General features: G+C 33.2%; 2 protein-coding genes. Both read right to left on the bottom strand.

Features of this window, described 5'->3' with window-relative positions; translation table 11 throughout:
* Window positions 1–49: 49 nt before the first annotated feature.
* Window positions 50–901 (bottom strand): IS3 family transposase, encoded by an 852-nt coding sequence (locus ACNQF6_RS15705; protein ID WP_417966963.1) that lies wholly within the window; start codon window positions 899–901, stop codon window positions 50–52.
* Window positions 902–915: 14 nt separating this feature from the next.
* Complete coding sequence (locus ACNQF6_RS15710; RefSeq protein ID WP_417966965.1) at window positions 916–1,350, bottom strand: hypothetical protein; 435 nt, start codon at window positions 1,348–1,350, stop codon at window positions 916–918.
* Window positions 1,351–1,390 lie beyond the last annotated feature (40 nt).

Raw genomic sequence — 1,390 nt, forward strand, 5'->3', positions numbered from 1 at the left:
ATGTCCCGTCCTAAAAAAGCGATACAGATTATTAGATAAAATTAAAATATTAAACAGTAGCAAAGACGTTTTTGCTACTGTTTTTTGTTTTGTAGGTTCTCATATAAATTATACTTTGCTCATGCATTTGTTTGGGAGTTAACATGTAATTAGAATAATGAGGTCTGATTTCATTATAAATAGCAATCGCTTCCTTTACAATTTGGTTTGTTATTTCTGTTGTTTGATTGTATTTATCGATTCTAAATTCTTGTTTTAAAATCCCATTTATTCTCTCTGCTACTGCATTTTCATAGGGGTCTGAATTTTGAGTCATACTGCACAAAACTCCATTATTAATGAGCTCTTCTTGGTATTGATTAGCACAATATTGCAAACCTCTATCGGAATGATGTATCAATGACAAGCCACAATTCTTTCTCTGTTTAAGCGCCATTTTTAAAGCTATTACATTACTTTGAACATTTAAGTTGTTAGCTACATAATATCCCATTATTTTCTTGGAGTAAGCATCAGTAACCAAACTTAAGTAGCAAGGATTGTCTCTTTTTCCGATGTAAGTAATATCAGATACCCAAACTTGTTCTGGTCTGTTTATTTCTAAATTCAGAATTAGATTCTCGTGTTTTCTAAAGCGATGATGCGAGTTGGTTGTTGTATGATAAGAACGCTTTGGCTGTATTAGTAAATGATTAGCTCTTAGTATATCGAAGAATTTATCCCTTCCAATTTTCATCAGCTGGAGTTTGTTCTGTAGAAGATAATAGAGTTTTCGAGTACCTATTCTAGGCATTGATTTTCTAATAACAACAACCATTGAAACAACCAGTTCAGCCTTGCCTTGCTTAACTCTTTTCCTTCGAATGCTTCGATAATAAACCTGTCTGTCTATCCCGAACAAATAACAGGTAAAGGCTACTGTTTGTTGCTCTTTTTCTTTAAAATGGTCGATTGTTCGGGTACGGAGTTTTTTCGGATATCAATATGATATTCTTGTTCAGCTAGATCAATCATCATATCAAACAAGATTGTTTTCTTATCGGCAACAAATGCCTGACGTTCTAAAAAAGCTTTTTGTTTCTCTAAAAGCTTGACTTGAGCTTCTAGTTCCATAATCTTTTGTTCGGGTAATTTTGCCATAGTCAAACAGGTTTGGTTCTCCCAATCAAAGCTACCAAATTTTTTTAGCCATTCTAAAACTGTCTTTCTACATTGAATACTATATTTCTTTGTAGCTTCTGTAGTAGTGAGTTGTCCACGCTCTATTTCTTGAACAATTTGTAATTTAAAAGACATCGAGTAGTCTTTTTGAGTACGCTTTACATAGCGACTTTCTTGAGGATTTTCCATAACGGTACTTTTTGTGTATCGCTATTTCAGGACTAGACAT

The organism is Flavobacterium pasteuri (genome assembly GCF_048286615.1).
Lineage (GTDB): Bacteria > Bacteroidota > Bacteroidia > Flavobacteriales > Flavobacteriaceae > Flavobacterium.